The sequence below is a fragment of the Maricaulis maris MCS10 genome, assembly GCF_000014745.1.
Taxonomy (GTDB): domain Bacteria; phylum Pseudomonadota; class Alphaproteobacteria; order Caulobacterales; family Maricaulaceae; genus Maricaulis; species Maricaulis maris_A.
Genome location: NC_008347.1, coordinates 2220550 through 2245854, shown reverse-complemented (window position 1 = coordinate 2245854; position 25305 = coordinate 2220550). Strand labels below are relative to the sequence as shown.

The 25305-nt window shown below is 63.7% G+C and carries 27 protein-coding genes and 1 other RNA gene; 10 read left to right on the top strand and 18 right to left on the bottom strand.

The annotated features are described in order from the left end of the window. Positions 1-9: 9 nt before the first annotated feature. From MMAR10_RS16300 to MMAR10_RS10700, 3 genes are all read right to left on the bottom strand, one after another. Entirely contained in the window at positions 10-1728 is a 1719-nt protein-coding gene (locus tag MMAR10_RS16300; RefSeq protein WP_011644002.1) for an ATP-binding protein, read from the bottom strand. A gap of 156 nt (positions 1729-1884) precedes the next feature. After that, the gene (locus MMAR10_RS10705; RefSeq protein WP_011644001.1) at positions 1885-2415 is read right to left on the bottom strand and encodes a hypothetical protein; all 531 of its coding nucleotides are present in this window, start codon (positions 2413-2415) and stop codon (positions 1885-1887) included. Continuing rightward, positions 2415-4253 carry an aminopeptidase P family protein gene (locus MMAR10_RS10700; RefSeq protein ID WP_011644000.1) on the bottom strand — a complete coding sequence of 613 codons (1839 nt, stop codon included), beginning with the start codon at positions 4251-4253 and terminating at the stop codon, positions 2415-2417. Before MMAR10_RS10700 ends, MMAR10_RS10705 begins: the two co-directional genes overlap by 1 nt. 188 nt (positions 4254-4441) lie before the next feature. Between MMAR10_RS10700 and MMAR10_RS17060 the strand changes: the two genes are divergently transcribed. Then, on the top strand, positions 4442-4603 hold the full coding sequence (locus MMAR10_RS17060; protein WP_190273914.1) for a hypothetical protein: 162 nt from the start codon (positions 4442-4444) through the stop codon (positions 4601-4603). On the opposite strand, the gene MMAR10_RS16295 is transcribed toward MMAR10_RS17060, so the two are convergent. After that, positions 4604-6073: a LytTR family DNA-binding domain-containing protein gene (locus MMAR10_RS16295; RefSeq protein WP_011643999.1), complete on the bottom strand. Its 1470-nt coding sequence runs from the start codon at positions 6071-6073 to the stop codon at positions 4604-4606. A 91-nt stretch (positions 6074-6164) separates the two neighbouring features. On the opposite strand from MMAR10_RS16295, the gene MMAR10_RS10690 reads away from it, so the two are divergent. Further along, positions 6165-7199, top strand: a complete 1035-nt coding sequence (locus MMAR10_RS10690) for a serine hydrolase domain-containing protein (RefSeq protein ID WP_011643998.1) — start codon at positions 6165-6167, stop codon at positions 7197-7199. Between the two features lie 3 nt (positions 7200-7202). On the opposite strand, the gene MMAR10_RS10685 is transcribed toward MMAR10_RS10690, so the two are convergent. Next, positions 7203-8063, bottom strand: coding sequence for a 50S ribosomal protein L11 methyltransferase (locus tag MMAR10_RS10685; RefSeq protein WP_011643997.1), 861 nt, complete (start codon positions 8061-8063; stop codon positions 7203-7205). A 282-nt stretch (positions 8064-8345) separates the two neighbouring features. Beyond that, on the bottom strand, positions 8346-10637 hold the full coding sequence (locus MMAR10_RS10680) for an ATP-dependent helicase (RefSeq protein WP_011643996.1): 2292 nt from the start codon (positions 10635-10637) through the stop codon (positions 8346-8348). A gap of 102 nt (positions 10638-10739) precedes the next feature. Between MMAR10_RS10680 and MMAR10_RS10675 the strand changes: the two genes are divergently transcribed. Then, positions 10740-11486: a hypothetical protein gene (locus tag MMAR10_RS10675; RefSeq protein WP_150099759.1), complete on the top strand. Its 747-nt coding sequence runs from the start codon at positions 10740-10742 to the stop codon at positions 11484-11486. 1173 nt (positions 11487-12659) lie between these two features. On the opposite strand, the gene MMAR10_RS10670 is transcribed toward MMAR10_RS10675, so the two are convergent. The 4 genes from MMAR10_RS10670 to MMAR10_RS10655 all read right to left on the bottom strand — a co-directional run bounded on the left by MMAR10_RS10670 (position 12660) and on the right by MMAR10_RS10655 (position 15958). Continuing rightward, positions 12660-12995, bottom strand: coding sequence for a GIY-YIG nuclease family protein (locus MMAR10_RS10670; RefSeq protein ID WP_049755803.1), 336 nt, complete (start codon positions 12993-12995; stop codon positions 12660-12662). A 297-nt stretch (positions 12996-13292) separates the two neighbouring features. Beyond that, complete coding sequence (locus tag MMAR10_RS10665; RefSeq protein WP_011643993.1) at positions 13293-13646, bottom strand: hypothetical protein; 354 nt, start codon at positions 13644-13646, stop codon at positions 13293-13295. Between the two features lie 108 nt (positions 13647-13754). Then, on the bottom strand, positions 13755-14285 hold the full coding sequence (locus tag MMAR10_RS10660) for a hypothetical protein (RefSeq protein WP_011643992.1): 531 nt from the start codon (positions 14283-14285) through the stop codon (positions 13755-13757). A 65-nt stretch (positions 14286-14350) separates the two neighbouring features. Beyond that, complete coding sequence (locus tag MMAR10_RS10655; protein WP_233353823.1) at positions 14351-15958, bottom strand: chloride channel protein; 1608 nt, start codon at positions 15956-15958, stop codon at positions 14351-14353. Between the two features lie 135 nt (positions 15959-16093). On the opposite strand from MMAR10_RS10655, the gene MMAR10_RS10650 reads away from it, so the two are divergent. Genes MMAR10_RS10650 through MMAR10_RS16290 form a run of 3 tightly spaced genes read left to right on the top strand, consistent with a single transcriptional unit; the run spans position 16094 to position 17530 of the window. Beyond that, complete coding sequence (locus tag MMAR10_RS10650; RefSeq protein WP_011643990.1) at positions 16094-16408, top strand: ArsR/SmtB family transcription factor; 315 nt, start codon at positions 16094-16096, stop codon at positions 16406-16408. Beyond that, entirely contained in the window at positions 16401-16838 is a 438-nt protein-coding gene (locus MMAR10_RS10645; RefSeq protein ID WP_011643989.1) for an SRPBCC family protein, read from the top strand. Before MMAR10_RS10650 ends, MMAR10_RS10645 begins: the two co-directional genes overlap by 8 nt. A gap of 59 nt (positions 16839-16897) precedes the next feature. Beyond that, the gene (locus MMAR10_RS16290) at positions 16898-17530 is read left to right on the top strand and encodes a hypothetical protein (RefSeq protein WP_011643988.1); all 633 of its coding nucleotides are present in this window, start codon (positions 16898-16900) and stop codon (positions 17528-17530) included. Here MMAR10_RS16290 and MMAR10_RS10635 read toward each other — a convergent pair. Continuing rightward, positions 17527-17790, bottom strand: coding sequence for a ribbon-helix-helix domain-containing protein (locus MMAR10_RS10635; protein ID WP_011643987.1), 264 nt, complete (start codon positions 17788-17790; stop codon positions 17527-17529). The genes MMAR10_RS16290 and MMAR10_RS10635 overlap by 4 nt on opposite strands. A 69-nt stretch (positions 17791-17859) precedes the next feature. Between MMAR10_RS10635 and MMAR10_RS10630 the strand changes: the two genes are divergently transcribed. Both MMAR10_RS10630 and MMAR10_RS10625 read left to right on the top strand, forming a co-directional pair. Next, the gene (locus MMAR10_RS10630; protein WP_011643986.1) at positions 17860-18528 is read left to right on the top strand and encodes a DNA-3-methyladenine glycosylase I; all 669 of its coding nucleotides are present in this window, start codon (positions 17860-17862) and stop codon (positions 18526-18528) included. Positions 18529-18660: 132 nt separating this feature from the next. Beyond that, positions 18661-18924: a hypothetical protein gene (locus MMAR10_RS10625; RefSeq protein ID WP_041636934.1), complete on the top strand. Its 264-nt coding sequence runs from the start codon at positions 18661-18663 to the stop codon at positions 18922-18924. Between the two features lie 26 nt (positions 18925-18950). Here MMAR10_RS10625 and MMAR10_RS10620 read toward each other — a convergent pair whose 3' ends face one another. Together MMAR10_RS10620 and fumC are read right to left on the bottom strand one after the other, a co-directional pair. Continuing rightward, entirely contained in the window at positions 18951-19130 is a 180-nt protein-coding gene (locus tag MMAR10_RS10620; RefSeq protein WP_011643984.1) for a DUF4169 family protein, read from the bottom strand. 63 nt (positions 19131-19193) lie between these two features. Next, on the bottom strand, positions 19194-20588 hold the full coding sequence (fumC, locus tag MMAR10_RS10615; RefSeq protein ID WP_011643983.1) for a class II fumarate hydratase: 1395 nt from the start codon (positions 20586-20588) through the stop codon (positions 19194-19196). A gap of 171 nt (positions 20589-20759) precedes the next feature. Here fumC and MMAR10_RS10610 point away from each other — a divergent pair, with 171 nt between their 5' ends. Beyond that, entirely contained in the window at positions 20760-21098 is a 339-nt protein-coding gene (locus tag MMAR10_RS10610; RefSeq protein ID WP_011643982.1) for a RusA family crossover junction endodeoxyribonuclease, read from the top strand. A gap of 52 nt (positions 21099-21150) precedes the next feature. Further along, complete coding sequence (locus tag MMAR10_RS16285) at positions 21151-21852, top strand: hypothetical protein (protein WP_011643981.1); 702 nt, start codon at positions 21151-21153, stop codon at positions 21850-21852. Here the strand turns inward: MMAR10_RS16285 and MMAR10_RS10600 are convergent, their stop codons facing one another. The 5 genes from MMAR10_RS10600 to ssrA form a co-directional block, all read right to left on the bottom strand. Next, positions 21853-23070 carry an MFS transporter gene (locus tag MMAR10_RS10600; protein ID WP_011643980.1) on the bottom strand — a complete coding sequence of 406 codons (1218 nt, stop codon included), beginning with the start codon at positions 23068-23070 and terminating at the stop codon, positions 21853-21855. Beyond that, on the bottom strand, positions 23067-23564 hold the full coding sequence (locus tag MMAR10_RS10595) for a PaaI family thioesterase (protein WP_011643979.1): 498 nt from the start codon (positions 23562-23564) through the stop codon (positions 23067-23069). The genes MMAR10_RS10600 and MMAR10_RS10595 overlap by 4 nt, the downstream gene beginning before the upstream one ends. Continuing rightward, positions 23561-24058 (bottom strand): SspB family protein, encoded by a 498-nt coding sequence (locus MMAR10_RS10590; RefSeq protein ID WP_011643978.1) that lies wholly within the window; start codon positions 24056-24058, stop codon positions 23561-23563. Before MMAR10_RS10590 ends, MMAR10_RS10595 begins: the two co-directional genes overlap by 4 nt. 152 nt (positions 24059-24210) lie before the next feature. Beyond that, positions 24211-24534, bottom strand: a complete 324-nt coding sequence (locus tag MMAR10_RS10585; RefSeq protein WP_011643977.1) for a hypothetical protein — start codon at positions 24532-24534, stop codon at positions 24211-24213. A gap of 181 nt (positions 24535-24715) precedes the next feature. Continuing rightward, positions 24716-25073, bottom strand: a transfer-messenger RNA (tmRNA) gene (ssrA, locus tag MMAR10_RS16690). Between the last annotated feature and the right edge of the window lie 232 nt (positions 25074-25305).

Genomic DNA, 25305 nt, shown 5'->3' with positions numbered 1-25305 from the left:
CCAGTCGCGTCAATAGGTCACCGGACCGGTCTCGGGCGGGAAGGCGCCGGACAGGCGGGCCCGTTGCCATTCGGACAGGACGCCATGCAAGGCGGCCATGGATGTCGGTTTGGGCAGGACGTTCTGGAACAGGCCGGTCGGCAGGATGCTGGCGCGTTGGGACGCCTCCAGCGCTGACACGGCAATGATCCAGGCAGATTTGCCGAGGGGGGTCTGGCGGATCGCCCCGGTCGCTGTCGCACCGTCCATGTCCGGCATCTGGATATCCATGAAGATCAGATCGAACGCCGTTTCGCTGACAGCCTGGATAGCCTCGGCGCCGGAATTGGCCCTTTCGATCGACAGGGGGGTCTCGGCCAGGGCCTGTTCGAGCAATGCCCTCAGCACAATATGATTGGTCGCTACGTCATCCACGGACAGCACGCGTATTGGCTGGGTGAAGTTCGATAGAGCGCCCGGCATGTTGGTGCCAGCCCGCTCGGCCGTGTCAGCCGGCGCGAGCTCGCCCGCTGCCAATGGCAGGTTGAGGGCAAAACAACTGCCGCGTCCGGGCGTCGAGGTGACATCGAGTGTGCCATCCATCAAATGGGCCAGCTGGCGGCTGATTGACAGGCCCAAGCCTGTGCCGCCATAGCGCCGCGTGATCGAGGCATCGGCCTGGTGGAAGGCTTCGAAGATCGCCTCGAGCTTTTCGCTCGGAATGCCGCTGCCGGTGTCAGTGACCTCGATCCGGGTATTCCAAGTCGTAGCGGTCGCACCGGGTGACTGTTCGACCTTCAGCGCTACATGGCCGGTCTTGGTGAATTTGAGCGCATTCGACACGAGATTGTTGAGGATCTGCCGGATTCGCAAGGGATCCCCCTGAAGGACCGGGTGATGCAAGGCGGCAAGATCAAGGTGAAGGTCGAGACCGCGGCTCTCCGCCTCCGGACGCCAGCTCGAGGCTGCTTTTTCAACCAGTTTCCCGAGGTCGAAATCGATCCGTTCCGCCATGACCTGGCCAGTTTCGATCTTCGACTGGTCAAGAATCTCATTGAGCAATTCCAGCAGAGTGGCACCGGAATCCCGGATCAGTTGCAGCCGTTCATCCTGGTCGGGAGACAGGCCGCCGACTTGATGCATAACGTCGGCCATCCCGAGCATGCCATTGAGCGGGGTTCGAACTTCATGGCCCACATTGGCGAGGAATTCGCTCTTCGCGCGCTGGGCCGCCCGGCTGGACGACAGGGCAGCGGCCTGGTCGGCATTGGCCTGCCGCAATTGCGACTCGGCGAGTTTTTGGACTGATCCGAATACCGCAGCCAGGGATATCAGCCAGATGCAGGCGAGCATGAGAGCGACACTGTGGGTCACCAACGGGTATGCAGCCGGAGTGTCCGCAATGTCGGCCAGAGCAATAACGCCGGCAAAGGCCGCGCCGACCACCGGTAGTGCCGCATACAGGCTGCGCGGCCCCCAGAATTGGTAGAAGCCGAGCAGTATGCAGGGCAGATACGCGAAAGCCGGCGGCACGACGCCGCGATTGCCGTAGATGGCACCGGCATAGACGAGTGTCGTGCTGACAGCGATGAAGACCATGGTGATTGAGGGGCGGCGCAGCCAGATGCCGATCAGCCCGCTGGCGGCGAATGCAGCCGCCGCCGCCGCGCCAAGCAGCGCCATGCCGGGGCGGGCCTGGTCCGACAATACAAGCAATGATGTGTTGGCCAGCGAAATAAGTGTGAGCATGGCCGCAAACACCAGAGCGATGCGCGCCCGCAGGGTCGCCTTCAGATCGTCGGATCCGCTACAGCCTATAAGTCGATCGAGGGGTGTCCAGATGCTCAGCGGCCCAACTCCCGTATGGTCGGTACACTAAGCCTCGCAGGGTTAAAGAAAACCTGCCTATTCGACGCGCCGGTACACACCATCGATCGGCAGGTCAGCACCCATCATATCGACATAGCTCAGCATGACGCCGACCAGCCGGTCCCAATCGTCGACCCGGCAATAGCCGCGTTCTTCCTCGTGCTCGGTCACGTCATAGCGGTCGAGGATGGCGGCCTCGACATTCTGGCATTCGGGCGCGTGATAGGTGGCAACCCCGCCGGGGAAGACCCGGATCAGGCCATAGCTCCAATTGTCCTCATCGCGCCGCATGGCGATGTAGAGCCCGTCGGCAATCTCCTTCAGGCGGGCGCCATCATGGGGAAAGCCCTCATCATCGGAGACATAGCGTCCCCAACTGCGCTCGATTTCGCCGGTCCAGGCCGGGCGGTCGAACGGGGTCACGCCGTCGGCCAGATAAGGCGTGTGGCTGTAGACGCCTTCCTCAAGCGGATAATCGGCCTGGCCGCGCGAGATCAGCGCATCCTCCGAATAGAAGCAGCCGCCCAGAAGGGCGGCTGCCATCGCGATGATCGCGGCGGTGCGCACTAGGGCGTCGCTCCCGCCATGGGCTCGGTGGCCCTGATCAGCCAGTCGGCGACATCTCCGTCGACGAGCGGCATGACCTTGCTCCGCACCAGGGCGTGATAGTTGTCCAGCCAGGCGATCTCATCGGCGGTAAGCAGGTGGGTGTCGATCAGGCCCTTGTGGATCGGGGCGACGGTGACCGTTTCGAAGCCGAGCATGGGACGTTCGCCGCCGGGAATGTCGGCGGCTTCGGTGACAACCTGCAGGTTCTCGATCCGGATGCCGAACCCGTCTTCCTTGTAATAACCCGGCTCGTTCGACAGGATCATGCCCGGTTCCAGCGCCACCGAATTGGGGGCCTTGGAAATTCGCTGCGGGCCCTCATGCACGCCGAGGAAGCTGCCGACGCCATGACCGGTGCCGTGGTCATAGTCAAAGCCGGCCTGCCACAGCGGGAAGCGAGCGAGAATGTCCAGCTGGGTGCCGGTCGTGCCCTTTGGGAAGCGGACCATCGACAGGGCGATATGGCCCTTGAGGACACGGGTGTATTGCGTCTTCATCTCGGCCGTCGGATCACCAATCGGCACCGTGCGCGTGATGTCGGTCGTACCGTCCGGATACTGTCCGCCACTATCGACCAGGAAGAGCGAGCCCTTGGCCAGTTTGAGGTTCGAGGCCTCGGACACACGGTAATGGGCAAAGGCCGCATTGCCCTGGGCGCCCGAGATCGTGTCAAAGGAGAGGTCGCGCAGTTCCGGCAATTCCTTGCGCAGGCTTTCCAGCTTCTGCGCCGCCTGGATTTCATCGACCTCGCCGGACTGGGCTTCGGTGTCGAGCCAGTGCAGGAAGCGGGCAATGGCGCCGCCATCGCGGATATGGGCCTGACGCGAGCCTTCCACTTCGGCCGGGTTCTTGGCAGCCTTGGGACGCATCACCGGGTCTTCCAGCGATTGCACCTCGGCACCGCCGGACTTGAGCGTCTCGAACACCCAGGCCGAGGCCGTGGTCGGGTCAACGCGGACGGTCTTGCCGTCCAGCTCGGCGAGGGCCGGGCCGAATTCGCTTTCCGGCCGCACCGCGATCTCATTGCCCAAGTGTGAGCGGGTCTCGTCGGTCAGCTTGTCCGGGTCGACAAAGAAGGTCGCCGTCCCGTCCTTGTGGATCAGAGCGGCAGACAGCGGCAGCGGCGAGCGGGAGACGTCACCGCCGCGCACATTGAACAGCCAGGCAATCGAGGGCGGTGCGGTGATCACGGCCGCGTCTGCACCGCCACGCTCGATGGCGATGCCGATCCGCTGGCGCTTGGAGCTGTGCTCTTCGCCGGAAAACTCGATCGGGTGCGGGATGATGTCGGCCTTGGGCGCGGCCGGACGGTCGGTCCAGGCGACGTCGATCGGGTTTTGCTCAACCGAGACCAGTTCGACACCGGCCCGCATGGCGGCCGTTTCAAGCAGGTCGAGCGCGGCCGGGCTGTGCAGGCGGGCGTCATAGCCGATCTTCTCGCCCTTGCGGCCATTCTCCTCGATCCAGCCATACAGGCCCTGGCCGACCAGATCGCACTGGTCGAACAGCGCGGTGTCGGTCTGCTGGCGCCCCTGGGCGGTATAGCGGCCATCGACCAGCAGTGCGGCACGGTCGGCCATGACAATCGCGGCACCGGCAGAGCCGGAAAAGCCGGTCGCCCACAGGAGCCGCTCATTGCAGTCCGGCAGGTATTCATTGTCGTACTCATCCTCGTGCGGGATGAGGAAGCCGTCCAGGCCAAGCGTGGTAAGCGCGGCGCGCAGCTTGGGCAGGTTCTCGCGGCCATAATGCGGGCCGCCCTTAACGTCGAAAGTCTGGGAAATCATCTGGGTCATGGCCGCAAGGTATGCCCGTCACGGGAGCGGTTCAATGCCTGTGTCCGGGGCGGTGACAGGGGCGCGGCTGACTCTGTTGCGGGCATATGACACGGGCCATGCATTTGCGCAGGCCGGGCTTGCTGAACCGCGTCTTCGCACGCGCGCACTTCCATGGCTAAAGCGCGGGGAAATCACAGGAGTTTCCCATGTTGTACGGGATCGATGACTGGCGCGCCATGAACGCCAACGACATGCTCACCCGCACGATGGATCGCAACCGGTCTCGCGCCGGTGTGCGCACCCTGCCGCGCACCAACGACGTCAACGCCTTCCTCGCCGCCTTCGGCGTCAAGGGCAGGCGCGCCTGATCAGGCTTTGCGACCGGCGAGGCGTTCGCGCAGGCCAGCGACCTCCCGCCGGCTGACGGGTATCTGCGCGCCGGTGGTGAGAACCAGATGGTAGCGACTGCCCACTTCGCTGGTCAGCGCCTCGACATGATCGAGATTGACCGCGTGCGAGCGGTGAATGCGGATGAAGTCGCCCGGCAGGATCTCGAGCAGGCTACTCAGATTGCGATTGTCCAGATGCGTTACGCCGTCCCGGGTGCGGACCTCGGTGTAATTGCCTGCCGCGGTGAGATGGGCAATCTCGGCGCAGCTCAGCCGGGTCAGGCGCCCGGTGGACTGCAATGCCAGGATGGCGGGCGCCGCCGCGGGTTCTGGCTGAAGCAGGTCGGGCCATCGAATGGCGGGTATTGCCAACAGTCCCAGCACAAGCGCATGGACGCCCCGATCGATCAGGTCTGCCGGCAGAAAGAGCGCATAGACCGGTATGGCTGCCATCCCGATGGCCAGCATCCGGGCCTGTGCGTCGCCCCGCCATGCCATCCACAGGGCGGTCGAACCGGTCAGGCAGGCGGTCACGGCCGCAGACCGGGCGTCATAGCCGGTCATCAAGACAAAGCTGGCCAGGGCGGCGAGGCCGGTCACACCAATCCATGCCCGCGCGACCTGGCCGGGTGCGGGCCAGCGCACTTGGGCAAAGCGCAGCAGGGCGGCCCCGAAGACCGTCAGGCCGAACAGGCTGAGCGCCTGGCGGGGCTGATGCCAGTCATAGGGATAATTGATCATCGCGCGGGAAATCTCGGCCAGGCCAGCCAGCGCCAGCCCTGCCAGTGACAGCGTCAGCCAGAGGCCTCTTCCGTCGCCAGTTCGCCGGGCCCGGAGCGCAAAGGCGATCGCCAGCGCCACCAGGCCGGCGCCGAGACTGACCAGCGGCAGATAATAGCGCACCGGTCGGCGGATTTCGGCACTGTAGGGCAGGACGAAGAGGGACTGGACCAGGCTGTAGGGCGTATAGCCGGCCCGATGGCTGGACAGGCGCATCACGAGCTGGTTGCTGTCGGGCCTGATCAGGTCGGCGGGCACCGCAAACAGGCTGTCAATCGGCCCCGCTGTCTCCTCGGCCGCGTCCGCACCGGGACGGCCTTTTTCACCGATCCTCTCGCCATTGAACCACAAGGTGGCCGAGAAGGGGCCTGACGTGCTGATCGCCGGTGGCGGTCCGTCACGGGAGATCGGCACATCATCCCAGACCAGCCAGCCCGCAGTTGCCGGACGCCCGATTGCGCGATAGGCGACCGGTTCGCCCGCAGCAGGATCAGCGAGCAGGGCCGCCAACCCGACATCCGCATCGACATAGCGTACGGACTGCGGCGTGCGGGCCTCGATCCGGGGCTGGGGCGCGGTCAGCAGAAAGACGAGCGCCAGCAGCATCAGGCTGACACTTTCCAGGCCGGGTCGCCGGTCTGCGATCGCTTTGAGCCATCCAGCCATCATGTGAGCCATTCGTCCTTTTGCGATGGTCGAGCCCGGGAATTCACCGCATGTGCCCCCTTTGCCGGGGGGCAAGTCAACTACAGGATCACAGATGTTCATGATTGGAAGTTTTCTGACCGCAAGCGCCAGTGCCGCATCGCTCTGGCTGGGTATGGCCGGTCAGGTTGCTGCGCCCTCGCTTGCCGAGCAGGCCCAGGCGGCCTTCGACCCGCTGGCGCAAACCTATCCTGCGCTCAACGCCACCGTCATGGTGGATGGCGGGATTGTCTGGGAAGCCGAAGGCGGCTGGCAGCGCGATGATGCGGATGGTGTCGACCGCCCCTACAATGTCTATTCGGTGGCCAAGATGCTGACAGCGCTGGCCTATGTTCGTCTTGAACAGACCGGTGGCCTCGATCTCGACACACCGGTCCGGCAGATCGACCCGGACCTGCCGGCGCATTATGACGCCGTCACCTTGCGCGCGCTGCTCGAGCACCGGGCAGGCGTTCGCCACTACACTTCGCGGGCCGACTGGATCAGCTTCTCGGATCGCCGCTGCGAAACCCCGGCCGACGCGCTGGGTCACTTCATCGACGAACCGCTTTCCCAGTCTTCAACCGGCGAAATGGCCTACTCGACCTATGGCTATGTGTTGCTGAGTCATTTGCTGGTGCAGCTGACGGAGACGACGGGTTTTGATGCCGCCATGCAGGTGGCGCTCGGCGACACCTATCTGGCCAGGCGTGATCTGGAAGGTGCCGACAAGGCCAGCAATTGGGTCGATCTCGGGGAGGGCCCGCAAATCATCGACGGCCTGTCGGCCGAGTGCAAATTCGGTGCGGGTGGTCTGCTGGCCAGCTCACGTGAGCTGGCTGCGATGGGGCAGGCCCTGGCCGCGGGTGAGATGATCGAGCTGGCAGGATGGACCGATCTGCCGGGCCCCTGGGCCGGCTATGCGTCCGACATCGATCTGCGTTATGCGGCGCATTCCGGTGGTTCGCCGGGCGGCCGCTCCTTCCTGCTCGTCTATGTCGAGCCACGCGTGTCAGTGGCGCTGGCCGGCAATGCCGACAGCGAAAACCTCCAGGCGCTGTCGATCGAGCTGGCCGACCTGTTCGCCGGTCTGCAAGAGGCCGAAGAGTAGCGCCTAACCCTTTGTCGCGACCAGGGTTTCCCAACCCTCCAGCGGCGGCTGGCGGTGGACGGTGAGTCCGGCGGCCTCATAGGCGGTCCGGACCATGGCTTCCTGTTCGGTCAGCAGGCCGGACAGGATGACCTTGCCACCGGGTGCCAGGATGTCTGCGACGCCGGGCGCCAGTTCGACCAGCGGGCCGGCGAGGATGTTGGCGAAGACCAGCTCGAACTGACGCCCGGCCAGCTTGGCATGGTCGAGCCCTTCGGCGACGAAACAGTCAATGCCGGGCGTTGCGTTCTTCGTGCAGTTCTCGGTGCTTTCATCGACGGCTTCAGGGTCGATGTCCGATGCCAGCACTTCGGCGGCCGGCAGCGCCTTGGCGGCGGCGATGGCCAGGACAGCGGTGCCGCAGCCCAGATCGAACACCGTCTTCGGATCGGCGCCGGCGTCCAGCATTTCTGAAAAGGCGATCAGGCAGCCACGTGTGGTGCCGTGATGGCCGGTCCCGAAAGCCGGTCCGGCTTCGATCTCGATGCCGATCTGGCCGGCGGCAACGGCGTCGCGGTCATGGGCACCGAACAGGGTGAAACGCCCGCCTTCGACCGGCTTGAGGCCTTGCAGTGACAGGCGAACCCAATCCTCTTCCGGCAGTGGCCCGAACTCGACCAGGATATCCTCGGCGAGGCCCGAGGCGCGGCGGAAGGCCGCTTCGTCCGGCATGGACTGAAACAGCACGTCCAGCCGCGCCCCATCGCTCTCCTCGAAGATCGCCCAGCTGAGCGCGACGGCCGGATGGGCCTCGTCGAGCCGTTCGACAACATCGGCAAGGGTGGCAAAATCGGACAGGGCCGTCAGGCGCCAAAGCGTGGTCATGGGCAAGGTCTCCGGATCAGGCGGCGGGTGTGGACGCTGACGGACGGGAAATCAAGCGGGGAGGGGTGTGGGGCGCGGGACCCTGTTCCGCTTTCTGCCCCCGCTCGCGGGGGAAGTGGGCCGGCGCGTCGCGCCGGGTCGAAGGGGGCGAGCGCAGCGAGGAGCGGCCCATGCCGCCTGCGGCGTCACCCCTCCGTCTCGCCCTGCGGGCGATCCACCTCCCCACGCGTGGGGAGGAAAATACCGGCAGGCCTTTCCCCATCAAGGGCGAGGACCTCCCCCCTATGGCAATTCCCGCAAGAAATTCTCCACCACCTTTTTCTCGCCGGCCTTGTCGAATTTCACGGTGTATTTCGAGCCATCGGCCTTTTTCACCGTGCCGTAGCCGAACTTGTCGTGGAAGACGCGGTCGCCGGCGCGCCAGGTGCCTTGGGTGTCGGACCCGCCGCTCTCAATGAGCGTGGCCTTGGCATTGATGGTGGGCGGGGCGGAGCGGCGGCCGGATTGCTGGTTGGCCTGATAGCGTTTCCAGCCCGGGCTGGAATAACTGGACGCCATGGCGTCGGGTTGCTGGCTGACGCTTTCAAAGCCCGGACCGCTGTCATAATAGCCGGTTTCCGAGCGCGCCTCGACATGGTCGACGGGCATTTCATCGATGAAGCGCGACGGGATGACCGTCTGCCAGCGGCCATAGATCATGCGGTTGGCGGTGAAGGTGATGATGGCGCGTTCGCGGGCGCGGGTAATGCCGACATAGGCGAGACGGCGTTCTTCCTCGAGCGAGCGCGTGCCGCCCTCATCCAGCGAGCGCTGCGAGGGGAAGACGGTCTCTTCCCAACCGGGCAGGAAGACGAGCGGGAATTCCAGGCCCTTGGCGCCGTGCAGCGTCATCAGCGAGATCTCGTCCTCGTCCGGCTTGCGATCGGCATCGGTCAACAAGGCGACGTGTTCGAGATAGGCTTCCAGCGTGTCGTACTCGCCCATGGAGCGGACAAGCTCCTTGAGGTTTTCCAGCTTGCCGGCGGCCTGGGGCGTCTTGTCCTCGCGCCACATGGCGGTATAGCCGCTCTCGTCGAGAATGATCTCGGCCAGCTCGTCCAGACGGCTCTGTTCGGACTGTTCGCGCCAGCGTTCCACATCGCGCAGGAAGACGCCCAGCGCCGTGCGGGCCTTGCCGCGGATCTCGTCGGTTCCCAGCATGACCCGGGTTGCCTCGGTCATCGGCACGCCCATGGCGCGGGCGGTGACGGCGATCTTCTGGACGGTGGTGTCGCCAATGCCGCGCTTGGGCGTGTTGACGATGCGCTCGAAGGCGAGATCATCTTCCGGCGAGCGCACCAGGCGCAGATAGGCGTGGGCGTCGCGGACCTCGGCGCGCTCGAAAAAGCGCGGCCCGCCGATCACCTTGTAGGGCAGGCCCAGCATGATGAAGCGGTCTTCAAAGGCGCGCATCTGCCAGGCGGCGCGGACCAGCACGGCGCTGTCGGAATAGGCGCGCTGACCGGAGACCCAGTTCTCGATCTCCTCGGCGACAAAACGGGCCTCGGCCTCGCCATCCCAGATGCCGCGCACCTGGACCTTCTCGCCCTCGGCATCATCGGTCCACAGCGTCTTGCCCAGGCGGGAGCGGTTGGCGGCGATCAGGCCCGAGGCGGCGCCCAGGATATGCGCGGTCGAGCGGTAATTGCGTTCCAGCCGGATCACGGTGGCGCCGGAAAAGTCCTTTTCAAAGCGGAGGATGTTGTCGACCTCGGCGCCACGCCAGCCATAGATCGACTGGTCGTCATCACCCACACAGCAGATGTTTCCCGTCCCCTGGGCCAAAAGCCGCAGCCAGAGATACTGGGCGATATTGGTGTCCTGATACTCGTCGACGAGGAGATAGCGGAACTTGTCGTGATAGAATTTCAGGACGTCGGGATTGTCCTTGAAAATGTGCAGCGTGTGCAGCAAGAGATCGCCGAAATCACAGGCGTTCAGTGTCTTCAGGCGCGACTGGTAGATGCGGTAGAGGTCCTGCCCGCGCCCCTCGGCGAAGGCCCATTTGTCGTCCTCGCCCAGCTGGTCCGGCATCAGCCCGCGATTCTTCCAGCCATCAATCAGGCTGGCGAGATGGCGCGGCGTCCAGCGTTTCTCGTCGATATTTTCGGCCTGGATGATTTGCTTCATCAGGCGCAGCTGGTCGTCAGTGTCGAGAATGGTGAAGGAGGATTTCAGATCCACCAGCTCGGCATGGCGGCGCAGGATCTGGGCCGACACCGAGTGGAATGTGCCCAACCAGGGCACGCCCTCGACCGCCTCGCCAATGATCTTGCCGACCCGCTCCTTCATCTCCCGCGCCGCCTTGTTGGTGAAGGTGACAGCAAGGATCTCCCACGGCCGGGCGCGACCGGTGGCAAGGATATGGGCAAGTCGTGTGGTCAAAACGCGGGTCTTGCCGGTGCCGGCGCCCGCCAGAACCAGGACCGGACCATCCATGGCTTCCACGGCCGCGCGCTGCTCGGCATTCAGCCCGTCAAGATAGGGCGTCGGCGGCGCGGGCCGCGCCATGTCGGAGATGGAAAGACCGGACATGCAATTCCCTGCTGCTTGGACGGCGGGGGCAACCCCTGTTTGTCGAACCGATTCAATCCGTCATACTGACCTGATTGGCGCCCGATCCCAAGGGAGGGATGTGTGATTGTTCGTTTTTTGTTCGCATGGGTGATGCTGGCCTCAGTGGCAGGGCAGGTCGGCGCTCAGGATGCGCCGACTATTGAGATACTCACGGTGCCGGCGGGTTCTGGTGCCGCCCTGAACCCGTTTCACTGCCTTGTCGGGCCGCGCTCCTTTCAGCTGGATGATGAGACGGAATTGATCGTCAGTGCCCAGCGTGTCGCTGGCGATGTGCGTGTGCTGCTGTATGCAAGGCGCGATGGTGAGGTCCGACTGGAGCCGGTCTGGAACGGGTCTGTGGCTACGACCTATGAGACGATGGGCGGTTTGCTCCGCCTGGGGGTCCGGGATTTCAATGCCGACGGGCAGGACGAGTTGGTGATAGCCAATCTCCGCTGGCATGGGGCCGAGCACTGGCTGCTCAGTCAGAGTGAGGATGGCCGGTGGCGGACAATCCTGTCTGCGACCGGCTTCACAGTGCTCGGGGTAGAGAGCCGGGTCGGTCTTGTACAAGAAGGTGGAGTTACCAGCGTCTGGGGGCGAGATGCCTCGGGCGAGGAAACCTGCTGGCATTGGCGCGATGGCGCTTCGATCGATGGGGCGACGCGAACACCGGGGCGTTGCGGTCATGGTGCCGGGCAGGGCGATCTGATTGGCCGACCGCTCGGCACTGTCTTTCTCGCCAGCCCGTCAGGCTGGGAGGAGGCCCTGGCCCGCCTGGCATCAAGACTGGCGGACGCAGGTGCATCCGCAATCTGTGACGGATAGGGCCGCCGCCCCTTTTTGTCGAACCGATTCAATGCGACATACTGGACCGATTGGCGCCCGATCCCAAGGGAGGGATGTGTGATTGTTCGGTTTTTGTTCGCGTGGGGTGGGTGTTGAACAGGCGAGTGGTTGACCCGCTCGTCGGCCCCGGATCTGCGCCCGGCTTTTGCCGGGCTTCGTCCGGGGGAAAAGAGCCGGGTTGTTAGACGCGTCACACACATATTTTTCCCGGACGCGCGCAGCGCGATCCGGGACCAACGGTCGGCACAATGATTGGCAATCCCGGTACTCGAACGATTAGCGGGCAGCTTTCGCCAGGGGGACTTTCGCATGAACTCGGGAACAAAAGTTAGTCTCACCCGAGACAGTATTTGTGCCGCGGAGGAGGCTGGGCTTCCCCATGCGGAGCGGTTGTCGCTCGGGACTGTGAATTCGACCGAAGAGCTGCTTGTGGGGTTGGGACAAGCGTTTGAACGACCGATTTATGGAATTTGGATCGTGATGGCAGGGCAAAGTGAAATTGGCATCCTGCTCGGTCAAAAGGAGCCGTGCTACTTTGTGCAGACTGTTCAGTTGTCCGATTTGCCGAGAGCCGCAGATGGTGCCCTGCAGGTGCATCTTAGATTGGAAACATACAGTCGTTGTGGACTTGAGCAGGAATGTGCTCGCACCGGGGCCGTTCCGGCTAGATGGGCGTCTTGAAGACACGCACCGGGTGACTGCCAAGTTTATGGCGTTGAATTGGCTGCTGCACATCCCGTCGGCCCCGGAACTGCGCCCGGCTTTTGCCGGGCTTCGTCCGGGGGAAATGAGCTGGGTTGATAGACGCGTCACACACAAATTTTTCCCGGACGCGCGCAGCGCGATCCGGGACCGACGTTTAGCTCATCATTGCAGACGAGTCTCAGTGCTCGATGGGTGAGATGATTGGCACCTGCTCGTCGAATTTACCCCGGTTGTCGAATTGAAGGCTCACCTGGCGGAGGTGCCGTCGACCGCCTTGGGTCGGAGCGACTGCTGCACATCCCGTCGGCCCCGGATCTGCGCCCGGCTTTCGCCGGGCTTCGTCCGGGGGAAATGAGCTGGGATGTTGGAAGTTTTGTACACACATTTTTCCCGGACGCGCGAAGCGCGATCCGGGACCGACGTTGAGCTCATCGACTCAGAAAACGCTCAATCTTCGAGGCGGGTCACAATCGGCACCTGTTCGTCGAAATCACCGCGGATGTCGAACCAGAGGTCTTTCCAGCCGGGGTTCATCGCTTCGATCAGGGCGATCTTCCAGGCGCGTCGCCAGCGCTTGATCAGGTATTCGCGGTGGGCGGCGGATTCGAAGCCGTCATGCCATTCGTACCAGCCGAGTTGCTTGATGCCATGGCGCTTGGTGTGACCGGGAATTGCGCCGGTACGATGCTGCCAGGTTCGCCAGATCAGGTCCTTCGTGCGGCCGACATAGAGCGCGCCGTGCGGGCGGCTGAACAAGAGATAGACGGCTTCCGGCGCGAGCATCGTCATGCAATCTATAATTGCTTAATGCGTGATTTATCGCAATGGGAGAGTTTTGCTGCTCGTCCCGTCGGCCCCGGATCTGCGCCCGGCTTTAGCCGGGCTTCGTCCGGGGGAAATGAGCCGGGTTGTTTGACGCGTCACACACAAATTTTTCCCGGACGCGCGAAGCGCGATCCGGGACCGACGTTTAGCTCATCATTGCAGAAAATTCTCAGTCTTTGAGGCGGGTCACGATCGGCACCTGCTCGTCGAATTCACCCCGGTTGTCGAACCAGCCGAGTTGCTTCTTGATTTCGATCAGGCCGCCCGGCGAGGGGCTTCGATTGGCATGTGCTGGATGAAATCGATGAAGCGGGAGCCGAAGGCGCCATTGGCGGCGCGGATGGCTTCGGCGTGTTCGATCAGCCCGGCCATGAAGTGTTCGGCCTCGGCGCAGCAAGCGCGCGCCTTGCCGGCTTCGCCACAGCTGTCCGTGAAGTCGAGGATTTCTTCGGTCACGATGACCAGCTCATTGACCAGCGACAGGATTTCGGGACCGCTGGCGAGGCGCTGGCGCGCCGCGACCAAGGCTTCGACGAGTGCTGTGTATTCACGGATCCGATAGGCGGTGAAGTCGCGGGGTTTGGTGGAGGGCTTTTGTAACTCGATCATCACGCTCACTCGGTCGACGCCCTCTCCGGCGACCATGCAGGTGCGGCGGGACGCTATCGCTCATTTTAGGTCATATAATATGACTCAAAGGCGCGCCAAAGTCACGGCTCAGCCGAACAGCGCGTCCACATTGGCCTGGGCGGCTTCGTCATCGAGTTCATCCTCGGTGTCGGCATGGCCGTTGATGGTTCCCGAAGCGGCGGCAATGAGCGGTTTGATCTCTTCGCTGGCCAGCCGTGAGATATGGGCGCAGGCTTCCGGGCTGGTGGTTTCGCGCAGCACCGCCTGGGCCTTGAGCACCTCGTCATCGATCTGCAGGATCAGGGTTTCCAGATGCGCGCGCACGGCATTCGGGGCCGAACGATAGGCGAGGATGGCCAATTCCTTGTCCTTGAAGGTGGAATTGGCGAAGTGTGTCGGATAGTCGGCCGGCGCCCACTCCAGCACGTCTTCGGCGCAATCGGGCATGTCCGGCAGCATTTCCATCAGCATTACCACCTCGTTGAAGTGGTTGAGATAATCGGTCGCCAGCCCGGTTACAGGGTTGATGTTGGCCGCACGCAGGGCTTCCGCCGTCAGCGGGGATTCCCCGAGGACAGCGCGGCCAGAATCCAGATTTTCATCCCCGGTCAGTCTCATGCCGCGACCATATCTTGGACATTCTTTCCAGTTGGATAACCGTTCTGTCGTCCCGGAGTTGACAGTCAGCGGTGCTCTTCTTCGCTGATTTCTGCCAGGCGCCGGGCATAGGCAGCTTGCGCGTCGGCCTTGGTGATGACGCCGGTGATCGTCTGGGCATCCGATCGCTCACGAACGATGGCGTTGTCCAGCTGTTCCGCGTCGAGAACCGCTAAAGCGCGGCCCAGCGTGTCGTCTTCATAGACGCAAGTGCCATCGGGGCTGGCGGATTCCCCCCAGCTGCCCAGCGGTTCCATGACATCGCGCACACGCACCATCTGCAGGACAAGGCGGCTGGCGCCTCCAGCGATGTCATAACCGCGCCGGCGCATCTGCAGCTGGAAGAGGGAACCGCCCAAGGCCGACTGGGATAATACGGTCGCAAGCGAGACCGCTACGAGCACGGCCACGGAGGCCTCGTAGCTGGCGGTCAACTCGAACACGATCAGCGTGGTCGACAGCGGTGCGCCCAGCACGGCGCCGGCCACTGCCCCCATGCCGATCACGGCGAAAAACCCTGGCCCTGCAGTCTGGTCTCCCGCCAGTACCGCCAGCGACAGCCCGAAGGCTGATCCCAGCATGGCGCCCAGATAGAGGGAGGGCGAGAAAACTCCTCCGGGAAAGCGGCAGGCCAGCGTGATGATGGTGGCGACGGTCTTGAGGACCAGCAACAGCACAACCAGGCTGAATGTGTACTGGCTGGTCAGTGCGTTCGAGGTGGCTTCATAGCCGACGCCGAGGATTTCCGGCGCCATCAGCGCGATCAGGCCGACCGCCAGACCGCCGGGTATGGGCAAGAGCCAGTTGGGCAGGTTGAGCTTGTCGGTCCAGCTGGCGAACAGGGGCGGTAAATGGATGACGCCGCGATTGAAGATGATGACCAGGCCTGCCGCCGCGACGCCGAGAAGGGCCGCCGCCGGGAAGTCCCACAGGCTGGCCGCGGCCATTTCCGGCACACCGAAGACCGGCGCCTGTCCGAAATGGTGTCGCACGATGAGGGCGCCGACGACGCTGGAAGTGGCGACCGGCGCGATCGAGCGCAGGGCGTAATGGCCAAGGACAATTTCGAAGGCGAACAATGCGCCGGCGACCGGGGCGTTAAAGCTGGCCGAGACTGCCGCCGCTGCGCCGCAGGCCAGCAGGATGCGTGAGCCGCGTGCCGCCATGCCCAACCGGCTGCCGAAGAAGGCGGCGAGGGTGGCGCCCAGATGGACTGCCGGACCTTCCCGCCCGGCGCTGGCGCCGCCGCCCAGCGAGATCGCTGACATGACCGCCGAATAGAGTCCGGCTTTCAGATCGATCCGGCCCGATTTCACGGCGCGCGCTTCCAGCACGTCGGCGACGCCAAGGCCGCGCCCGTCGGGCGACAGGCCGAACCGGCGTCCCAGCCCCAGCATGACAGCGATGATGCAGCCAGTGACGAGCGGGATGATCACGATCCGCCAGGCCGGCAGGTCGGAGGCGGCACTGGCGAGCTGCTCCTCGGTCGCACCGAAGGCGAATTGCTCGACGAAGCCGATCCCGAGACGCAGGCCCAGCGTGGCGTAGCCGGCACAGATGCCGACCAGGATGGCCAGCCCCCAAAGGGCTGGTCCGCGGCCGTCGCGAAAGGCCTGTCCGATCTGGTTAATCACTTCATTCCGCCCGAAAGACTCAGCTCGTCTCCCGGTGTGGCGCGGGTTGGCAGATGCGGTCAAGCCGCGGCGGGCTTGACGTGAAACCATTTGGTACCATATAAGCGAAACCAGTTGGTTTCATGAGGGGTGATGATGATTCCCGATCCCGTATTCAAGGCGCTCGCCGATCCGACCCGGCGCTCCATTCTTCTGCTGCTGGCAGACGGAGATCTCACGGTCGGTGAGGTGGCGAGCCGTTTCGACATGACCCGGCCGGCCGTGGCCAAGCATCTCAAAGTGCTTGGCGATGGCGGTCTGGTGACGGTCGAGGCTCGCGGCCGGGAGCGCATCAATCGTCTCAATCCGGAGCCGCTGGCGCAGGTGGCCGACTGGGTCGCCCGGTTCGAGGTGTTCTGGGATCAGCGCCTCGCAGCTCTCAAGAAAGAAGTGGAGACGACACATGACTGAAGCCCGCATTGAAAAATCGGTCTTCCTGAAAGCCAGCCCGCAGCGGGTCTGGGATCATCTGACCCGGCCGGAATTGCTGGCCCGATGGTTCCATCCGTCCGACACCGAGTTGACGGTGGGCAAGGCTTACGCCTTGCTCAGCAATAGCGGCGACGGGTCGAAGGTGTGCTGGGGCGAGGTGCTGGAAGCAGAGCCGCCAACCCGGCTGGTCTACAGTTTCACGCACAATTGGCTGGAGGGGCATGAGACCCGGGTCGAATGGACCTTGTCGGCAGTCGCCAATGGCACCTTGCTGAAACTTGTCCATGACGGGTTCGCCGGCGCAAAAGTCGATGTCTTCGACAGCCTGTGTGACCATGATGCCGGCTGGGACGAGCATTTCGCCAAGCTGCGTGAACGGGTCATGGAAGCAGAAACCGCCACGGCCTGAGTTGGCGCTTGTCCCCCCACATCGAGCCGGTAAGCTGGCGGTTCAATGTGGGGGGTATCATGCGTCAATCACAGATCGTTTCAGCCAGTCTGCTGGCACTCTCCATGGTCGGTGGCGGCGCAATTGCCGCGCAGGACGAAGCGCTCAATAGCCAATACACGCAGATCGACGAGGCCTGCGTGCAAAGCCAACTCCCCGATGAACCGGTCTATGAGGCGGTCTGCCCCGGACTCGGCGGCTGGATGGTCCACATCCTGTCGGGTGAGCATGGGTCGGCCTCTGCCTACGCCCGCCCTGGCAGCGCCCGTACGGAGTATATCAATGCGCCGACGCGCGGCCTGTTCGGCGGTTTCCATGATGTCATCGAGTGGCGCCTTGATGCGGACGGGGCCTTCGCCACGATCCACCGCTATGTCCATTACAACACACCGGATGTCGTGGAATTCTATGAGGGTATCGAAGAACCCAATACGCTGATCGTCACGGCGCTGGCGGCGGAAGGGGGCTATATGGTCTGTCCGGTCGCCTTCGTTGACGCCTCGGTTTTGCCCGACGCCAATCTGATCGCCCGAGCGGTCGCCGATGAGCTGGCGCGCGGCTGGGATTGCGGCAATGAGCCGGTTCTCTTCAACGACGCCATGCCTGATGTGGAATCCTATTTCGTCTCGCTGGGCCGCAAGCGGGCCGGCTAGGCGCCGTCCAATTCGCGGCGCAGGGCCTGCAGCACCCAGATCCGGACCGATGAGGCCAGCGGCTCGCCCTCGCGTGCCGCGTCAATCTCGCCGATCAGGCTGGCCAGAGACTGGCCCTGGTCGCGGGCCAACCGGTCCAGCTCGGCCCAGAAGTCAGGTTCCAGCGAAATCGAGGTCCGGTGGCCGGCGAGGGAGAGGGAGCGTTTGAGCAAGGGCATGGCCGGACACTTGGCGGTCAGCCCGGAAATGGCAAGGGGCATTGGCTGGCCAGTTCGCGCGACTTGCACCCGCCGCCAGACTGGCCATCTATGGAAAGAGGAGTTTCAGTCATGACCCCATTCGACGAGATCCACGCCCGGGCCCTGCAACATCATCCCGACCTCGACGAGCGTCTGGCGGCCCACCCGTCACCAAAACCAGCCGACCAGCTGAGGGCGGTTCCGGACGATCGCTGGCTGGCGCAAATGACACGCTGCGTGTTTCAGGCCGGCTTTGTCTGGAAGGTGATCGAGGCCAAGTGGGAGGGGTTCGAGGCGGCTTTCGAAGGGTTCGATCCCAGCCGGATCAGCTTCTGGTCTGATGATGATATCGCCCGCCTCGTGTCGGATGAGCGGATTGTTCGCAATGGCCAGAAGATCACGGCGACCGTGGCCAATGCCCGCATGGTCGCCGACCTGTCGGCAGAGCATGGCGGTTTCGGAGCCTTCATGGCCGATTGGCCGCGCGAGGACCAGGCCGGCTTGCTCGCCCTCCTCAAGTCCCGGGGATCGCGCGTATCCGGCATGACCGGCCAGTATTTCCTGCGCTTTTCCGGCTGGGATGCCTGGATCCTGTCCGGAGATGTCGGTGCGGCCCTGGTGCGCGAGGGCATTGTCGACAAGGCGCCGACTTCAAAGTCTGCCATTGCCAGATCAGCCGAGGCCATTGCGGCCTGGGCCAGGGAAAGTGGGCGCTCACACAGCGAGGTCAGCCGTATCCTGGCGCTGAGCGTCGGTTAGATAATTGTGCCGCACTGACCTTTCCCTCTGGTATTGGAAGGCAACCTGGCTCATTTCCCGTCAGGTCGGATCCGTCGAGCGAGTCGCTGAATGCTGCGTTGGTACAAACCTGTCCATCTGTCGAAATTGCGTATGACAGACGTGCCGGACATGCCGGGCGTTTATGTGCTCCTGCGTGAACCGGACGACATTTCCAGCGTTCTCAAAATTGGTCCGGCGCGCTCCTTGCGCGCCATGTTCGAGCGTGAATTGGCCATCCCGGACAAGGGGCGGGGCCTGCATCCGAAAGCCATGATGTTTGCCGAGACCTGGGCCGATGCCGAAGAGGCCCAGCGCCTGATCGTGGCCTACAAGCGCAAGCACGGGCGCCCGCCGCCGATGAACTCACAATACTAGGGGCGGGTCCCGGGGTGCGCGCTGGCTCAGCTGTCGTCGCGCTTCTTGCCATCCAGCTCAGCCAGCCGGCGCAGGCGCTCGGCCTCAGCCGCATCGCGCAGGGCTTTCGGCGTGCCATGGGCGACGCGATTAGTCTCGGCCACAGCCGCCCTGTCCTTGCGGGCCTTTTGCTTGCGGTACTGGCGAAGATTGACGGGTTTGGTCACGGCGCGGGGTCCCGGTGGATGTCGGCGGGGCGACCTCTCTGCGGCCGCCCCGTCAGTACGGAATCAGGCCTTCGGGCCGATCATCTTTTCCGGACGCACAATCTCGTCGAACTGCTCGCCGGTCACAAAGCCCAGCTTGACCGCTTCCTCGCGCAGTGTGGTGCCGTTCTTGTGGGCGGTCTTGGCGACGATGGTGGCGTTGTCATAGCCGATGGTCGAGTTGAGCGCGGTCACCAGCATCAGCGAGCGTTCCATCAGCGCGGTGATGTTGTCCTCACGCGCCGTGATGCCGACCACACATTTGTCGGTGAAGGTGTTGGCGGCGTCGGCCAGCAGGCGGATCGACTGCAGCACGTTGAAGATGATCACCGGCTTGAAGACATTGAGCTCGAAATGGCCTTGGCTGCCGGCAAAGCTCACCGTGGTGTTATTGCCCATCACCTGGGCGCAGACCATGGTCATCGCCTCGCACTGGGTCGGGTTGACCTTGCCCGGCATGATCGACGAGCCCGGCTCGTTCTCCGGCAGGGCAATCTCGCCCAGGCCTGAGCGCGGGCCGGAGCCCAGCAGGCGGATATCATTGGCGATCTTGAACAGGGAGACGGCGGCCGAATTGAGCGTGCCGTGCGCCTCGACCAGCGCGTCCTTGGTCGCCAGCGCCTCGAACTTGTTCGGCGCGGTGACGAATTTCAGCTTGGTCAGGGCCGCGACTTCATCGGCGAAGGTTTCGGCAAAGGCCGGCAGCGTGTTGAGGCCGGTGCCGACGGCGGTCCCGCCCTGGGCCAGTTCCAGCAGGGCCGGCAGGGCCGCCTCGATGCGGCGGATGGCATTGCCGACCATGGCGACATAGCCGGAGAATTCCTGGCCCAGCGTCAGCGGCGTTGCATCCTGCAAATGGGTCCGGCCGATCTTGATGATGTCCTTGAAGGCATTCGCCTTGTCGTTGAGTGCATTGTGCAGCTTCTGCAAGGCCGGCAGCAGGGCGTGGGTGATCTCTTCGGCGGCGGCGATATGCATCGCGGTCGGGAAGGTGTCGTTGGACGATTGCGAGCGGTTCACATGGTCGTTGGGGTGGATCGGATCCTTTGAACCGACCACGCCGCCGAGCATCTGGATGGCGCGGTTGGAGACCACTTCATTGGTGTTCATGTTGGACTGGGTGCCGGAGCCGGTTTGCCAGACAGACAAGGGGAAATGGTCATTCCACTTGCCTTCGGCGACTTCCAGCGCCGCTGCCGCAATGGCGTCGGCTTCGCGGGCCTCCATATTGCCCAGCTTCTTGTTGGCGAGGGCGGCCGAGCGCTTGACGATGCCCAGGGCCCGGATCAGCGGAACCGGCATGGTTTCGACGCCGATCGGGAAGTTGATCAGCGAGCGCGCCGTCTGCGCACCAAAGAGTTTTTCGGACGGGACTTCCAGCGGTCCAAAGCTGTCGGTTTCGGTGCGCATCTCGCTCATCAGGGGAGGCTCCTTGCAGCGCCATGGGCGCGGGTCGATGATGGTAACGGTTGATTCGAACGTGTATCACTCGCACATGGGCGATCAAGATGATGATGCGCATCGCCGGGGGCATGACGCAAAAACCGGTTGGGCAAGGCCGAGATCGGCCAAGGGAAGGTTCAGGCGCACATGTCTGGCGATGAACTCAATTTGCGCGTTGACGCGGTGACGACCCAGACACGGCGATTCAAATCGCTGATCGGGGAGTTCTTCCGTCTCGAGTTCAAGCGGACCCAGCCCAAATGGGGCCCTTATGAGGTCTGTATCGAGGTTGCGCGCGATCCGGCTAGTCCGGACCATGACGTCGATGGCGTCGCCAAGGCGGTTCTCGACGCTCTGACCGGTGTGGTCTTCCATGACGACAGCCAGGTGGAGCGTTTGCTGGTCACCAGGGTTGAGGGCGACCGGCCGCGCATCGCTGTTACTGCCCGCCCGATGCAAGAGGTGCGCATCCTGGAGGATGCATGACGCCGGGCGGTGTTGCTGTGTAGTTATTGTTGGGTGTTTAGGGGGAAGTCAGATGAAACAGATGTTTGTATCGGCGCTGGTCGTCGCGGCTGCGGGAGTGGCCGGTGTTTATTTCATGCCGGGCGGTGCGCCCGATGAGGGGCCAGCTGCGGGCCCGGTCGATGGGCCGGCGGATAGCGGCGGCGTCACACCGGCGGCCGCACCGGAGACGTTGCTCTCCTACACCGACGAACGCGGCACATGCAGCGGCGAAGAGCAGGTCTCCGAGGATGAGCGTGTGACCTATGTCCAGGCCTGTGACGGCGTGGCCGGCTGGCGCTGGTATGCCGAGGCGAGCGAGCATGGCCAGACCAGCCGCTTCAGCGACCGCAATGATCCGGAAGTCCAAGGCCAGTATGGCGGCTATCTCGGTAATTTTGGCCAGTTTCACACGGTGATCGAGTGGCGCGTTCTTGATGGAGCGCCCTACGCCACCATACATCGCTATGTCTCGGCCACCTTCGAGACCGGGGATGCCGTGCGGCAGGAAACCCTGATTGTCACCGCATTGCGGCCGGGCGGTTCTCCGACCTCCTGCCATGTCGGTTTGGTTGACGCGACGGCCGTGTCGGGCGCCAATGAAATCGCTCGTGAGATGGCCGATCGGCTGGCGGCCGATCATGATTGTGCCAGCGGCACGGTGTGGGTGGTCGATGCCGCTTCGCCGTCTGTTGATGCGGCCCTGGCCAGCGGATCAACCCGGCCTGCCAACTGATCAGCGATTGCCGCCTGCGAGCCTGGCCGCTTCCGGTCGGGCGCGCAGGCGGGCCATCGCCCAAACTCCGACAGCCGGTCCGATCGCCAACGGCGTGAAGGCCCATGCCCAACCGACAAGTTCGATCCAATAGCCCAAGGCCTGGATCATGATCACGGTCAGGGTAAAGCCCATCGCCGTCTGGATGGTCAGCAAGGTGCCGGTCCGTTCCGGCGGCGCCAGCTCGGTGATGGCGGCGGAGAACTGGGCGCTGTCGGCGATCACCGCCATGCCCCAGACAATCAAAAGCGGGATCATCAGCCAGGGCGCCAGCGCGAAGGCGGGGCCGACCAGCAGGGCGCAACTGCCGGAAATGCCCAGGGCGATGATGGTGATGCGTGTGCGGCCGAACCGGTCAGCCAGGCGGCCGGCGGCGAGACAGGCGATGGCGCCGCTGGCGACGACCGCAAAGGCGGTCAGGTCACCCAGTCGGGCATCACCGCCCAGCCGCGTCCAATAGGCGTGAGCAAACGGGCCGATCCAGGCCCACATGGCGTACAGCTCCCACATGTGACCGAGATAGCCCAGATTGACGAGACGCAAGGCCGGGTCGCGGACAGACAGTGTGAATGCGCCGGGGTCCAGCCGGGCGGCCGGGCGCAGGCCCGGCCCGCCGCGGGCCAGCAGGATCAGGCTGGCCGCGATCAGGGCGGCCATCGCTGACGCCATGAAGGGCAGGCGCCAGTCGGCGATGTCGCCAGCCAGGTTGAACATGAAGGGCAGGGCCGAGCCCAGGGTCAGCGCACCGACCAGCAACCCGACCAGAAAGCCCGCATCGCCTCGTGCCCAGCTGGCCGCCAGCTTCATGCCGACCGGATAGACCAGGGCCAGAGCGGCACCGGCCAGAGCCCGACTGGCGATCAGGCTCCAGCCGCCTGGTTCCAGCTGCAGGGCGGCGATATTGGCCAGGGCGGCAATGATACTGCCGAGTGCGAACAGGCGCTGCGGCGGCAAGCGGTCGGCAAGCCCGGTCACGGCGCTGAGCACGGCGCCGATGACAAAGCCGAGCTGGACCGAACTGGTCAGGGCGGCCTGTCGCATGGGCCCGATATCGGTAGCGGCCATCAAGGCGGGCAGGGCGGCGGCTCCGGCGAACCAGATGGACAGGGCGAGGACTTGCGATGTGGCGATCAGGGCAAGTGCGGTCGCCTTGCCGGGAAGGCTGGCGCTGCCACTCACGGCTTGGCGGCTGGCTTGACCCGGCGAACCTGGCAGGTGGCGCTGGCCTTGGCGGCGATCTCGCCGGCCGGTGTCCAGACCGTGCCTTCCATGAAGGCGACCCGGCCGCCGATCCGCATCGCCTCGCCGCGGGCCCGGCAGGGCTCGACCGGCAGGGGATTGTAATAGCTGGTCTTGATTTCCAGCGTCGGTACGCCGCAGGTAAAGCGCTCGGCCACCAGCACGGAGAGCGACATCACCTCGTCGAGCATGGCGGTGATGATCCCGCCCTGCACGCTGCCCCGCAGATTGGCGAGTTGCGGTGTCGGATTGAAACGGGCCTCGATCCAGCGCCCCTCGATGGAGAGGTCAACCAGTTCGAAACCGAGCAGGGTGGAGACATTGGTCCGGACGCCGCGAACCACGAGGCGGTCGCGGATCTCGTCCTCGCTCAACGGGTCCGGTGGCGGACCGTCAACCAGATCCGGTGCCAGCAAAAACGGGTGTTCGCTCACTTCTTGCGGAAGCTGTCGAGGCTGACCACCTGGGCACCATCGCCGCCATCACCAGATGAGGCAGACCCGGAACCGGACTTGTTGCCCTTTTTGGGCTTGGGGTCGTCGTCCGGAAAACCGGCTTCGTCCTCGGCGCCATCATGCTCGAACTGGAGGTGAAAGCCGACGCTGGGGTCGTGGAAGCGGGAAATCGCGGAATAGGGCATTTTGAGGTATTTCGGCACGCCGGAGAATTTCAGCGTCACCTCGAAACCGGTTTCGGTGACATTGAGGTCCCAGAACTGGTGCTCCAGCACGATCGTCATCTCTTCCGGGTATTTTTCCAGCAGGGTCGGGTCGATATCGACGCCGGGAGCCGTGGTGCGGAAGGTGATGTAGAAATGGTGCGGGCCGGGCAGGCCTTCCGGGGCGCCGGCCTTGAGCAAGGCCTGTCGCACGACGCCGCGAAGTGCGTCCTGCGCCATCAGATCATAGCGCATCAGGTCTTTGGCCATGTTTCAACTCCCCCGGTAACGCTGTGAAGGGTACTCCAAGCGCTAGGCAGGTCAACGAGCAAGGGCGGTACGACTGCATATGGCGTGGCCAAACGAAAAAGGGCGCGCCCCTTGCCGGCGCGCGCCCTTGGTGTCGGTGAATTTCCGAAGGCTTAGCCGTCGCAATTCTTTTCGGTGTAGATGTCCATCAGATGGTCCTGGCGCTCTTCAGCCAGATCCATGGCGCGGTCAGCTTCCATGTAATTGCCGACGGCGGCCGGCCAGAAGAAAACAACGGCCGCAACATTTGCGGTGTTCACACCTTGATTGTTCTCGGCTTCTTCCTGGATGTCATCCAGGGCTTCCATTTCAGCTTCCAGCTGGGCGCAGCTCATGTTGCGGTCGCCGGGCTGGCGGACGTCGACTTTGGGTGTGGACGTACAGGCAGAAGCGAACAGCGCCGCCAGGCCGGCGGCGAAAAGTGCAGACGTTTTCATATTTCCCCCAATAGGCCCCTCCATGGGGCGGTCGGGAGATTGGGTTCAATGAATTTTCCGGTCAACCGTAAAGTTATTTCCTGGCTGTGGCACGTCAGAGATGTTGCGTGTCGCAACGGGCGTGCCGGCCCGGCCAAACTTCCGTGGCGGCTATCAGGGCGGTCCATTGGGAGGGGAGATAAGTGGAGGCTTCTGTTGCCAGGCGCCTCCGGGCCCCGCCTATTCCGGCTAAAGGGAATAGGAGTTTAGTGCGAGATTACCCGCGCTGACTACGCAGCGAGAGCGACCTCTTCAGCAAAGTTGTCGTTGGCAACTCTGAAAATGAGCCTGTAAGGGGCCTCACCCCGGCGAAAGCCATCCCCTTTACCCGTCCGTCGATCCTGTTTCGGCCCCAAGCATGTCCGCCAACGCAGAACAGTTATGGTGGAGCCGCCGGGTACTGCCCCCGGGTCCGGTCCGGTTATTACGAGCGCGTTTATCGCCATAGTCGGCAAGCCGACCCCCTCAATATAGGGGATCGCGGGTGTGCATTGAAGGGGTGTGTCCAGTTTGGACGGAAATGATCGTGGCGGGGCTTGGGCATTGTCCCGTTTGACCGTCCCCACGACCGGACTGGTTACGCGCTACTGTTTGATCCGGTTTCGTGAAAATTATGCAAGGTTGTGCTTCGGGCTCGAATTTTCACGTCAGAAATTCCGGCGAACATGTCCCGATTTGCGTTCTGTAGCGTCTGTTTCGTAATACAATATGACCAATGACGCTATCGCGTCG

What these genes read in the sequence shown, in the direction of transcription:
- MMAR10_RS16300 (WP_011644002.1), bottom strand. Translation starts at nt 1,728, where the DNA reads ATGCTCACACTTATTTCGCTGGCCAACACATCATTGCTTGTATTGTCG.
- MMAR10_RS10700 (WP_011644000.1), bottom strand. Translation starts at nt 4,253, where the DNA reads ATGACCCAGATGATTTCCCAGACTTTCGACGTTAAGGGCGGCCCGCAT.
- MMAR10_RS17060 (WP_190273914.1), top strand. Translation starts at nt 4,442, where the DNA reads ATGTTGTACGGGATCGATGACTGGCGCGCCATGAACGCCAACGACATG.
- MMAR10_RS16295 (WP_011643999.1), bottom strand. Translation starts at nt 6,073, where the DNA reads ATGATGGCTGGATGGCTCAAAGCGATCGCAGACCGGCGACCCGGCCTG.
- MMAR10_RS10690 (WP_011643998.1), top strand. Translation starts at nt 6,165, where the DNA reads ATGTTCATGATTGGAAGTTTTCTGACCGCAAGCGCCAGTGCCGCATCG.
- MMAR10_RS10685 (WP_011643997.1), bottom strand. Translation starts at nt 8,063, where the DNA reads ATGACCACGCTTTGGCGCCTGACGGCCCTGTCCGATTTTGCCACCCTT.
- MMAR10_RS10680 (WP_011643996.1), bottom strand. Translation starts at nt 10,637, where the DNA reads ATGTCCGGTCTTTCCATCTCCGACATGGCGCGGCCCGCGCCGCCGACG.
- MMAR10_RS10670 (WP_049755803.1), bottom strand. Translation starts at nt 12,995, where the DNA reads ATGCTCGCGCCGGAAGCCGTCTATCTCTTGTTCAGCCGCCCGCACGGC.
- MMAR10_RS10665 (WP_011643993.1), bottom strand. Translation starts at nt 13,646, where the DNA reads ATGATCGAGTTACAAAAGCCCTCCACCAAACCCCGCGACTTCACCGCC.
- MMAR10_RS10660 (WP_011643992.1), bottom strand. Translation starts at nt 14,285, where the DNA reads ATGAGACTGACCGGGGATGAAAATCTGGATTCTGGCCGCGCTGTCCTC.
- MMAR10_RS10650 (WP_011643990.1), top strand. Translation starts at nt 16,094, where the DNA reads ATGATTCCCGATCCCGTATTCAAGGCGCTCGCCGATCCGACCCGGCGC.
- MMAR10_RS10645 (WP_011643989.1), top strand. Translation starts at nt 16,401, where the DNA reads ATGACTGAAGCCCGCATTGAAAAATCGGTCTTCCTGAAAGCCAGCCCG.
- MMAR10_RS16290 (WP_011643988.1), top strand. Translation starts at nt 16,898, where the DNA reads ATGCGTCAATCACAGATCGTTTCAGCCAGTCTGCTGGCACTCTCCATG.
- MMAR10_RS10635 (WP_011643987.1), bottom strand. Translation starts at nt 17,790, where the DNA reads ATGCCCCTTGCCATTTCCGGGCTGACCGCCAAGTGTCCGGCCATGCCC.
- MMAR10_RS10630 (WP_011643986.1), top strand. Translation starts at nt 17,860, where the DNA reads ATGACCCCATTCGACGAGATCCACGCCCGGGCCCTGCAACATCATCCC.
- MMAR10_RS10625 (WP_041636934.1), top strand. Translation starts at nt 18,661, where the DNA reads ATGACAGACGTGCCGGACATGCCGGGCGTTTATGTGCTCCTGCGTGAA.
- fumC (WP_011643983.1), bottom strand. Translation starts at nt 20,588, where the DNA reads ATGAGCGAGATGCGCACCGAAACCGACAGCTTTGGACCGCTGGAAGTC.
- MMAR10_RS10610 (WP_011643982.1), top strand. Translation starts at nt 20,760, where the DNA reads ATGTCTGGCGATGAACTCAATTTGCGCGTTGACGCGGTGACGACCCAG.
- MMAR10_RS16285 (WP_011643981.1), top strand. Translation starts at nt 21,151, where the DNA reads ATGAAACAGATGTTTGTATCGGCGCTGGTCGTCGCGGCTGCGGGAGTG.
- MMAR10_RS10590 (WP_011643978.1), bottom strand. Translation starts at nt 24,058, where the DNA reads ATGGCCAAAGACCTGATGCGCTATGATCTGATGGCGCAGGACGCACTT.
- MMAR10_RS10585 (WP_011643977.1), bottom strand. Translation starts at nt 24,534, where the DNA reads ATGAAAACGTCTGCACTTTTCGCCGCCGGCCTGGCGGCGCTGTTCGCT.